Origin of the sequence: Mycobacterium sp. 1081908.1, assembly GCF_001673535.1 — a bacterium.
GTDB lineage: Bacteria > Actinomycetota > Actinomycetes > Mycobacteriales > Mycobacteriaceae > Mycobacterium.
This window is the reverse complement of sequence record NZ_LZLY01000011.1, coordinates 1-10,266: the sequence shown is the minus strand read 5'-3', so window position 1 is coordinate 10,266 and position 10,266 is coordinate 1. Positions and strand designations below refer to the sequence as shown.

Annotated in this window: 4 protein-coding genes and 3 pseudogenes; 3 read left to right on the top strand and 4 right to left on the bottom strand. The window is 71.8% G+C overall.

Features of this window, described 5'->3' with window-relative positions; all coding sequences use genetic code 11:
• The 4 genes and pseudogenes from A5655_RS29330 to A5655_RS01645 form a co-directional block, all read right to left on the bottom strand.
• A pseudogene (locus A5655_RS29330) lies at nucleotides 1-80 on the bottom strand (hypothetical protein); the annotation flags it as partial.
• 265 nt (nucleotides 81-345) lie between these two features.
• Nucleotides 346-441, bottom strand: a pseudogene (locus tag A5655_RS29325) (PE family protein); the annotation flags it as partial.
• A 1,350-nt stretch (nucleotides 442-1,791) separates the two neighbouring features.
• Nucleotides 1,792-2,013, bottom strand: a pseudogene (locus A5655_RS29320) (PE family protein); the annotation flags it as partial.
• Nucleotides 2,014-2,199: 186 nt separating this feature from the next.
• Nucleotides 2,200-5,430: a LuxR family transcriptional regulator gene (locus A5655_RS01645; RefSeq protein WP_231999042.1), complete on the bottom strand. Its 3,231-nt coding sequence runs from the start codon at nucleotides 5,428-5,430 to the stop codon at nucleotides 2,200-2,202.
• A 363-nt stretch (nucleotides 5,431-5,793) separates the two neighbouring features.
• Here A5655_RS01645 and A5655_RS01640 point away from each other — a divergent pair, with 363 nt between their 5' ends.
• The 3 genes from A5655_RS01640 to A5655_RS01630 all read left to right on the top strand — a co-directional run bounded on the left by A5655_RS01640 (nucleotide 5,794) and on the right by A5655_RS01630 (nucleotide 10,195).
• Entirely contained in the window at nucleotides 5,794-7,341 is a 1,548-nt protein-coding gene (locus A5655_RS01640; protein WP_067004877.1) for a PE family protein, read from the top strand.
• Between the two features lie 9 nt (nucleotides 7,342-7,350).
• Nucleotides 7,351-8,997: a PPE family protein gene (locus A5655_RS01635; protein ID WP_067004875.1), complete on the top strand. Its 1,647-nt coding sequence runs from the start codon at nucleotides 7,351-7,353 to the stop codon at nucleotides 8,995-8,997.
• 97 nt (nucleotides 8,998-9,094) lie between these two features.
• Entirely contained in the window at nucleotides 9,095-10,195 is a 1,101-nt protein-coding gene (locus A5655_RS01630) for a PPE family protein (RefSeq protein ID WP_156764646.1), read from the top strand.
• Nucleotides 10,196-10,266 lie beyond the last annotated feature (71 nt).

Genomic DNA, 10,266 nt, shown 5'->3' with positions numbered 1-10,266 from the left:
GCCTCGGGGTCGAACAGATACTTGGGCACGTAGAACAGGCTCAACCCAGAGGTGCCCGATCCGGCGGCCCCCGGCCGCGCCGGCGAACAAGCCGGCGTTGCCGCCGGCCCCGCCCGCACCGCCGTTGGCACTGGCGGGTGCCCGTCCGCCGGCCCCGCCGGTGCCGCCGGAGCCGAACAGCCCGGCGTCGCCGCCGGCACCGCCGGCCCCGCCGTTGCCGGTCGCCGACGCGCCGCCGGTGCCGCCCGCGCCGCCGGAGCCGAACAGTCCGCCGCCGGCCCCGCCATGGCCGCCGGCCGCGCCGGCCGTCCCTGAGCCGCCGGTCCCGCCGTTGCCGAACAGCAGCCCGCCGGCCCCGCCGGCGGCCCCCGTGCCCGGAGCCCCGTTGGCGCCGTTGCCGATCAGCGGGTGGCCGGTGGCCGCCTGCACGGGCGCGTTGATCGCGTTGAGGGTCTGCTGCTGCAGGGCGTGCAGCGGTCCCAAAGAGGAAGCGGCGGGCGCGTTGAAGCCGTCCAGGCCCAGCAGCTGACCGCCGATGCCGCCGGTGCCCGTCACTCCCCGCACCTGGCCGAGGCCCCCGTTGCCGCCGTTTCCGCCGTCGCCGATCAGCATGCCGTTGCCGCCGGCTCCGCCCGCGCCACCGACGCTGCTGGTGGCGCCCTGGGCCGTGCCCCCATTGCCGCCGTTGCCGCCGTCGCCGATGAGGCCCGACCTGCCCCCGGCGCCCCCGGCCCCGCCCTGGGCGGTCAGGCCGTCGCCGCCGGAGCCGCCGGCGCCCCCGGAGCCGGTGAGGATGCCGGCGGCGCCGCCCGCCCCACCGCGCCCGCCGGTCTGCGGGCCGAACCCGCCATTGCCTCCTGCGCCGCCGTCGCCGAAGAGCAGGCCGGCGTTGCCGCCGGCGCCGCCGGCCCCGCCGATGCCGACCGCCGGGGTGATGCTCTCGCCTCCGGCGCCGCCGGCCCCGCCGGCTCCCATGCTGAGCATGCCGGCGTTGCCGCCGGCGCCGCCGGCCCCGCCGAAGGTTGAGCCGTGCCCGCCGGTCCCGCCGTCGCCGCCGGCCCCGAACAGCCCGCCGGTCCCGCCGGCTCCGCCCAGCCCACCGCTGCCGCCGTTGGTGGTACCGCCGCCCCCGCCCGCGCCACCGGCTCCGAACATCCCGCCGGCGCCGCCGGCCCCGCCGGTGCCGCCGGTGCCGCTCACGCTCGCCCCGCCGAGACCGCCCGCACCCCCGCTGGAGAACATCCCGCCGGCGCCGCCGGCGCCGCCGTCCCCGCCGGGAAGCGTGATGCTGTCGGTGCGCCCGCCGGCGCCGCCCGTCCCGGCCGCGCCGAAGAGCATGCCGGCGTTGCCGCCGGCCCCGCCGTTCCCGCCGGTCCCGACGTCCGAGTTGCCGCCGGCCCCGCCGGCGCCACCGGAGCCGAACAGCCCCGCCGATCCGCCGTGGCCGCCCGTTCCACCGGCGCCGGCCAGGGCCAAGGGGGTTCCGCCGGCACCGCCGGCGCCGCCGTTGCCGATCAGCCCGCCGTTCCCGCCGTTCCCGCCGGCACCCCCGTTGGTGCCGCCGCCGATGCCCGATCCGCCGGCGCCGCCGTTGCCGATCAACCATCCGCCGTCGGTCCCGTTTTGCCCGGTCCCCGGCGCCCCGTTGACGCCGTTGCCGATCAGTGGGCGCCCCGTCGCCGCCTGGACCGGCGCGTTGACCGCGTCGAGCAGGGTCTGCAGCGGCGACACGTTGGCCGCTTCGGCGGCCGCGAACATCGCCCCGCTGGTGCTCATCGTCTGGGTGAATTGCTGATGGAACAGCGCCGCCTCGGCGCCGAGCGCCTGAAACGCCTGGCCGTGGCCGGAGAACAGAGTGGACAACGCCGCCGACACCTCGTCGGCGCCGGCGGCCAGCACCGCAGTGGTCGGGCCCGCCGCTGCCGCATGCGCTGCGCTGAGCGCCGATCCGATGTTCTCCAGATCCGTCGCGACCGACGCCAGCGCGTCCGGCGCCACTGTTAAAAACGACATCGCAGTCCTCCCGGTTGCCATCGAGCGTTCGGGGGATGCGCGTCGCTATCCCAGCCCGACGTGGTCACGTCAACAATGCGGGCGGGTGTGGCGGCGAAACGTCGGTCAAAGCTCGTAAATGATGCGCGGTTGGGGGTCGTAGATTTGCCCCGTGGCGGTGCTTAGTCCTATTTGACTATCCGCGGCTCAGCCGCGACCGGCCACTTCCTGGGCGAGCTGCACGCGAGAGCTGATGCCCAGCTTGGCGTACACGTGCGTGAGATGGGTCTGTACCGTGCGCCGGGAGATGAACAGCCGCGCCGCAATCTCGTTGTTGGCCAGCCCGTCGGCGACCAGCCGCGCGACGTCGCGTTCGGTCGGGGTGAGGGAGGCCCAGCCGCTCGTCGGGCGCTTGCGTTCCCCGCGGCCGCGCCGCGCGTATGCGACGGCCTCGTCGAGCGAGAGCCCGGCGCCTTCCGCCCACGCGCCGTCGAAGTCGTGCTCGCCCATGGCGTCGCGAAGGCTCTCGACCGTCCGCGCGTGATCGGGGTCGTAGACACGGAACCGGACCGCGCCGAGCTGCCGTCGGATCTTGTCGGCGGCGCCGAGGAGCCGCGCCGCGTCGCGATGGTTCAGGCCGTCGGCGGCCAGCTGCCCGAGGCACTCGAGGATGTCGGGGACGGCCAGGTGCGCCCCGCACTCCGCGGCGCAGCCGAGCGCCTTGTGGGCGTCGCGCTCCGCCCGATCCGGCTCGCCCTTGGCGATCGCGACGCGCGCGCGCCGGGTCAGCGCCCGCGCCAGGTGCCAGCCCGCCGACGTGGCGACCTGGTGGTCCGCCCAGCGCCCGGCCTCGATGAGGTCGCCGCGCGCCAGGGCGACCTCGGCGATCGGGTTGGCGATCGCCGCACCCAGCTCGCCCTCCGCGGTCACCCGCTGCTGCGCCGCCTCGGTGGCCGCGGCCGCCGCGTCGATATCGCCGGCGGCCAGCGCCGCGGTGGCCAGCACCGCGTAGCTGAATCCCTCGTTGTACGGCCACAGATCGGACGCCGCTTCCAGCGACGCGCTGGCCGCGGCCGCGGCCGCCTCGACCTGGCCTTGGAAGGAGAGCGCGAGGCTGAGGCTCAGCCGCGCGCCCCACCGGAACAGGACGTCGTGCGCCGCGTCGGCGTCGGCGGTGACCGCGTCGAACTGCTCGAGGGCTTTGACCAACTCGCCCTTCATCATGTGCGCCAAGCCGAGGGTCCAGTGGCACGAGCGTGCGTGGAACCGGTCGCCGATCGAGGCGGCCAGTTCGCAGCCCTCTTGGGAGGTCGCCTCCGCGGCGACGGGATCCCCCGCGTAGAACGCGCCGTTCGCCTGCCAGGTCAGGATCTGGGTCAGCCGCCATTGGTCGCCCAGCGTGCGCGCGATGCCGATGGCCTCGGCCAGGTACGGGCGGGCCGCGTCGGCGCTGTAGGAAGCGATCGCGCCGCAGGCGGTGAGCGCGCGCGCCAGCAGCGCGGGATCGTCGATCTCGCGCGCGATCGCGACGGCCTGGTGCGCCTGCTCGAGGTTGTCGCCGATGCTGCGCGACGCGTCCAGGGCGGCCTTGTCGGCGAGGGCGCGCCCGCGCACAACGGCCGAGATCGCCGCGTCGTCCTCGGGGAGGGTGGCGTCGAACCAGGCCAGCCCCTCCTGGATGCGGCCGCGGGTCTGCCAGAGCGGTTGCAGCGACGACGTCAGCTCCAGCGCGCGCTCGATGTCACCGGTTTGCCGGCTCCACGCGAACGCGGCCCGCAGGTTGTCGATCTCGATCTCGACCTGTTCGATGCGGCGCTGGTGATCGGGGTCCGCGGGGCTGTCCAGCAGGGCGGCCAGCGCGGCGTAGTAATCGCGGTGGCGCGCGTGCACCTGGTCGGACTCACCGGATTCCAGCAGCTTGGCCATCGCGTAGTGGCGCACCGTGTCGAGCAGCCGGAAGCGGGTCCTGTCACCGGCGTTTTCGGCGACGACAAGGGACTTGTCCACCAGCTGGGCGAGCCGATCGAGGATCTGGACTTGCTGCGCGGGGTCGCCATCGCCGATGATCCGCGCGGCGTCGAGGTCGAACCCGGCCCGGAAGACCGCCAGCCGGCGAAACAGGATGCGCTCGGGCTCGCTCAGCAGTTCGTGAGACCAGTCGACCGATTCCCCCAGCGTCCGTTTGCGACGGGTGCCCGGACGCACGCGGGTGACCAGCCGGAACCGGTTGCGCAGCCCGTCGAGGATCTCGGTCAGCGACATCATGCGCACGCGCGCCGCCGCGAGCTCGATCCCAAGGGGCAGGCCGTCCAGGCGGTCGCAGATCTCGCGCACGGCGGCGGTGTCGTCGACGGCGATGCCGAAGTCGGGCCGGGCCAGGCGGGCACGGTCGACGAACAGCTCGATCGCCTCGTCGGCGAGCGACAGCGACGGCACCCGCCACGTCACCTCGCCGGCCACCCCGATCGGCTCGCGGCTGGTGGCCAGGATCGTCAACTGGGCGCAGGCTCCCAGCAGCGCGACCGTCAGGTCGGCGCACTCGTCGATCAGGTGCTCGCAGTTGTCCAGAACCAGCAGGACCTGACGGTCGCCGAGGAACCGCACCAGCGTGTCCGTCGCCGAGCGGCCCGGCTGGTCGGGCAGGCCGAGCGCGCGAAGCGCCGCGACCGGCACCACCTCGGGGTCGGTGACCGGCGTCAGATCGACGAACCACACGTTGCCGTCGAACTCGGCCGCCGCCTGCGCGGCGACCTGAACCGCCAGGCGGGTCTTGCCGACGCCGCCGGCGCCGGCCAGGGTCACCAGCCGGTTCTCGGACAGCGCCTTGACGACGTCGTTGGTCAGGGTGACGCGGCCGACGAACCGGGTCAGCTGCACCGGAAGCCCGTGCGGAACCACGCTGCCGCTGGTGCGCAGCGGCGGGAATTCGACGTCCAGCTCCGAGTGGCACAGCTGCGCCACCCGTTCGGGCCGCGGCAGGTCGCCGAGCTGATGGGTGCCGAGATCGGTCAGCCAGGCGTCGGCCGGCAACTGGTCGACCACCAGGTCGCGGGTGATGCCCGAGAGCAGGATTTGGCCGCCGTGCGCCAGCTCGCGCAGGTGGGCCGCCCGCTCGGGCGTCGAGCCGACATAGTCGCCCACCTCGTCCAGCTGGACCTCGCCGGTGTGCACGCCGATCCGCAGCCGGATCGGCGCCAGCGGCGCCCGCTGCAATTCCACAGCACACGCCACCGCGTCCGTCGCGTGCGCGAAAGCGGCCATGAAGCTGTCGCCCGCGCCCGGCGCGATCGCGAGCACGCCGTCGTGGGCGGGGACCGCCTCGGCGGCGGCGCGATCCAGCCGCACGAGCGCGGCCGTCATTTGCTCCGGCTGGGACTTCCACAGTCGCTCGGAGCCCTCGAAATCGGCGACCAGCAGCGTCACCGTTCCTGTGGGCATAAACTCCCTGACGCCAGGGTCACTCCTGTTCCATGACCGTCTGCCCCCGCGCACATCAGTTTCGCTCATGCCACCCACCCAGGGTCGAATACCAACCGAAAAGTGTTGAGGTCATCGCGGCGGCAGAGCCCGCCACGGCCGGCCCGCGGACACGGGCTGCCGCTTTGCCGTGGGCGGTCCTACGACCCCGGGCCTCGCTGCAATTACGACCCCTCATGTCCTGTATCTACGCGATTCGACCGACGTTAGTTCGACGCGATCCCCCGCATATTTGACTCGTTTCCAACACACGTCGGGGGCCGGGATCGCAATTCGCTGCGTTTTGACCCTTCGCCCGGCGGCGAGCGAGCGGGAGGGACAGCAATGTCGTACGTGGTAGCGGCCCCGGAGGTGCTGGCGGCCGCGTCGGCGGATCTGGAGGGGATCCGCTCGGCGCTGAGCGCGGCAAACGCGGCGGCGGCGGCGCCGACCTCCGCGGTGGCAGCGGCAGGCGCCGACGAAATCTCGGCGGCGATGGCGGCCCTGTTCTCCGGGCATGCCGAGCTTTATCAGGCGCTCAGCGCGCAGGCGGCGAGCTTTCATCAGCAATTCATCCGGGCCATGAGCGCCGGCGGGGCGCTGTACGCCGAAGCCGAGGCGGCCAACGCGTCGATGATCGGGGCGCCAATGCAGGCCGCGGCGCAGAACGTCCTGGCCAACTTGGGCATCGGCAACGTCGGCGCCGGCAATGTGGGCGGCGGCAACCACGGCAACGGCAACGTGGGCAGCGGCAACACCGGCAACCAGAACCTGGGCAGCGGCAACATCGGCAACGGCAACGTCGGCAACGGAAACAACGGCATCGGAAACATCGGCGACGGCAACCGCGGCAGCCAAAACCTGGGCAGTGGGAACGCGGGCAACAACAACACCGGCTTCGGGAACAACGGCGTCGGCAACGTCGGCGCCGGAAACCTCGGCAACACCAACGTCGGCAACGGGAACCTGGGCTCCGGCAACATGGGCAGCGGGAACCGCGGCGACGCGAACACGGGCTTCGGAAACCGTGGCAGCAACAACGTCGGCGCCGCCAACACCGGAAACCACAACATCGGTTTCGGCAACACGGGCAACAACGACATCGGCTTCGGGCTGACGGGTGACAACCAGATCGGTTTTGGCGCACTGAATTCCGGCAGCGGCAACCTCGGCTTCGGCAACTCGGGCACCGGGAACATCGGCTTCTTCAACTCGGGCACCGGCAACGTCGGCATCTTCAACTCCGGCAACCACAGCTTCGGCTTCGAGAACTCGGGCAGCTTCAGCACCGGCTTCACCAACTCCGGTCAGGGCAACACCGGCTTCCTGAACAGTGGATTCAGCAACTTCGGTGTGGGCAACGGCGGCTCGAACAACATGGGCATGCTCAACGGCGGCTCCCAGAACTTCGGGATGGGGAATTCCGGCTTCCAGAACACGGGCAGCGGCAACGCCGGCTCGCTCAACACCGGCGACTTCAACGCGGGCAACTTCAATACCGGGTGGGGAAACTCCGGAGCGAGCAACACCGGCGGCTTCGACGCGGGCAACCTGAACACCGGCTTCGGCAGCGCCATCACCCCGGCGGGGGTGAAGAACTCGGGCTTCGGCAACACCGGCCTGGACAGCTCCGGCTTCTTCAACTCGGGCGGCGATACGTCCGGCTTCCAAAACGCCGGGCTGGCCTTCGAGTCGGGCTTCCGAAACTCGGGCAACGGCAACAACGTCGGCATCGGCAACTCGGGCAGCTTCCTCGCCGGCATCGGGAACACCGGCTTCGACAACATCGGCATCGGCAACTCGAACGTCTTCAACTCGGGCATCGGCAACTCGGGCAACGACGACTCCGGCTTCTTCAACAAGCGCGACGCGCAGTCGGGCTTCCTCAACTAAGGGCAGCTGATGAATTTTTTGGTGTTGCCGCCGGAGATCAATTCGGCGCGGGTGTATTTGGGTGCGGGGCCGGGTTCGATGTTGGGGGCGGCGTCGGCGTGGGAGGGTTTGGCGGGCGAGTTGGGTTCGGCGGCTTCGTCTTTCGGGTCGGTCACGTCGGGGTTGGTGGGGGCGGTGTGGCAGGGCCCGGCGGCGGCGGCGATGGCGAGCGCGGCGGCGCCGTATGTGGGGTGGTTGTCGGCGGCGGCGGCGCGGGCGCAGGGGGCGGCGGGGCAGGCGCGGGCGGCGGCGTCGGCGTTTGAGGCGGCGGTGTCGGCGACGGTGCATCCCGCGGCGGTGGCGGCCAACCGCAGTCAGGTGGTGTCGTTGGTGCGCTCGAATCTGTTGGGGCTCAACGCTCCGGCGATCGCGGCGGCCGAGGCACAGTATGAGGCGATGTGGGCCGCCGACGTGTCGGCGATGGTGGGCTATCACGGCGGAGCGTCGGCGGTCGCCGCCCAGCTGACCCAGGCCGCCGCGCTGCCGGCCCTCAACCTGGGCCTCGGCGACATCGGCGGCCTCAACCTGGGCGGCGGAAACGTCGGCAATGCCAACGTGGGCGCCGGCAACGTCGGCAACACCAATGTGGGCATGGGAAACCTCGGGAACGGAAACGTTGGCAGCGGGAACGCCGGCAACAACAACTTCGGCAACGGCAACAGCGGCGCCGGAAACGTTGGCAGCGGAAACCTCGGCAACACCAACGTCGGCAGCGGAAACCGTGGCAACTTCAACATGGGCTCGGGGAACCGCGGCAACAACGACGTCGGCTTCGGCAACACCGGCAGCCATGACTTCGGCTTCGGGAACACCGGCAACAACGACATCGGCTTCGGGCTCACCGGCGACAACCAGATCGGTTTCGGCGCGCTCAACTCCGGCAGCGGCAACCTCGGCTTCGGCAACTCCGGCACGGGAAACGTCGGGTTCTTCAACTCGGGCACCGGAAACATGGGCTTTTTCAACTCGGGCAACGGCAATTTCGGCTTCGGCAACGCGGGCGACACCAACACCGGGTTCTGGAACTCGGGCGTCACGAACACGGGATTCGGCAACGCCGGCGAGGTCAACTTCGGCTTCGGCAACGGGGCGTCGTTCAACTTCGGTGCCGGGAACGCGGGCAACTCCAACTTTGGCTTCGGAAATTCCGGCGGCGACAACACCGGTAGCTTCAACACGGGCCTGGACAACACGGGGGATTTCAACACCGGCATGTTGAACACGGGATGGGCGAACGCGGGGAACACCAACACGGGCGCCTTCAACACCGGCGACCTCAACACCGGGTTCTTCAGCGCGATCACCCCGGCCGGCATCACCAGCTCCGGTTTCGGTAACACCGGCGCCGGGAGCTCGGGATTCTTCAACGGGGGCTTCGACAACTCCGGCTTCATGAACACCGGCGCGGGCTTCAACTCCGGCTTCCACAACACGGGCGGCGGAGTCGACGCGGGCATCAACAACTCGGGCGTCTTCGCCGTGGGCATCGGCAACGCGGGCGCCGACGTCACCGGCATCGGGCTCGCGGGCCTGCTCTCGTCGGGCATCGGGAACCTGGGCAACTTCAGCTCGGGATTCTTCAACCACGGCAGCTCCCAGGCCGGGTTCTTCCACTAGGGCGCGCGCGAATGACCATCTACGACCCCGCCCGGCGCGAATCTACGAGTTCTGACCGACGTAGTTCGGTCCACCGCTTCGCATAGTTGGGACCGTGATGTCGGACTTTTCGTTGCTACCGCCGGAAATCAATTCGGCGCGAATGTATGCCGGCGCGGGCGCGGGCCCGCTGTTCGTGGCGGCGACGGCGTGGGACGGCTTGGCCGCCGACCTGCGGTCGTCGGCGTCGTCGTTCGACTCGGTCGTCTCGGCGCTGATCGGTGGCCCGTGGAGGGGCTCGGCGTCGGCGGCGATGGCGGCCGCGGCGGCGCCCTACGTGTCGTGGCTGGCGGCCGCGGCGGCGCAGGCGGAAGGCGCGGCGGCACAGGCCCGGGCGGCCGCGACGGCGTTCGAGGCGGCGCAGACGGCCACGGTGCATCCGGTCGCCGTCGGGGCCAACCGCGTCCAGCTGATGACGTTGGTGGCGACCAACTTTCTGGGCCAGAACGCGCCGGCGATCGCGGCGACGGAGTTCCACTACGGCCAGATGTGGGCCCAGGACGTCGCCGCGATGGCCGGCTACCACGCCGGGGCGATGTCGGTGGCGTCGTCGCTCGCACCGTTCGCGGCGCCACCGGTCGACCTGGCCGGCATGGCGGCGCAGGGTGGCGGGGCGACCGACGCCGTTTCCGCCCTGGTTGCCGCCCTCCAATCCCTGGCGTCCGGGCCGTCGCTGCAGTCGCTCTCGTCGCTGGCCCAGGTCGCGACGTTGCCCGTCAGCATGCTGATGTCGCCGATCATGTCGCTGGCACAGGGAACCAACGCCGGCACGGCGGGGTTGGCCAACGCGGCGGCGGTGGGCGCCGACGTCCCGAAGTTCGTCGGTAGCACCGCCCCGGCGACGCCGCTCGGCGGCGGGGGCCCGGGTTCTCCCGTGGCGGCGGGTCTGGGCAAGGCGCGGCTGGTGGGCGCGATGTCGGTGCCCCCGACGTGGCAGGGGTCAACGCCGGCGCGGATGGTCAGCGCGGCGATGTCGGGGCTGGGCGGCGAAATGCCCGGCGGCGCCGGGGGAGTCGGCCCCGCGGCGGGCGGGATGCCGATGATGCCGATGCCGATGGGTGGCATGGGCGGCGGAGCGGCGGGCGGGATGTTGGGCCGCGGCGGGGCCAGTCCGCATCTGGTGCAGTCGCGGCCCAACTGGGCGAAGTGCACCAGGTAGCGGGCCGAATTCTTGGCGTCGGTGTCCACGTACATCGCCACGCCCCCCGTCTTCGTCGAGTTCAGCCGGCA